The sequence below is a fragment of the Salinimicrobium oceani genome (genome assembly GCF_012037645.1).
Genome location: NZ_JAAVJR010001632.1, coordinates 1 through 285, shown reverse-complemented (window position 1 = coordinate 285; position 285 = coordinate 1). Strand labels below are relative to the sequence as shown.

Here is a 285-nt window from a genome sequence, read left to right as displayed (position 1 = left end):
ACCTCTTAACTGCCGGTCAACACGTCGTGAATCATGGCGCTCGGTACCTACAATTGCAAGTCCGCCTGCTTCTTTCACTTCTTTGGATAGTTTAATGTCCGTACCACGACCGGCCATGTTGGTAGCAATGGTCACAACGCCCGAGTTACCTGCTTCGGCAACAATATCGGCTTCTTTTTTATGGAGCTTGGCGTTAAGTACATTATGTGGCACTTTACGCAACGTAAGCATACGGCTAAGCAATTCTGAAATTTCTACGGAAGTGGTACCAATAAGTACAGGTCT

1 protein-coding gene is annotated in these 285 nt (G+C 46.7%); it reads right to left on the bottom strand.

Going from position 1 to position 285, the window contains the following annotated elements; translation table 11 throughout:
• Window positions 1–285 (bottom strand): preprotein translocase subunit SecA (locus HC175_RS23385; protein WP_445326505.1); only part of this gene is annotated, 285 nt, incomplete at both ends.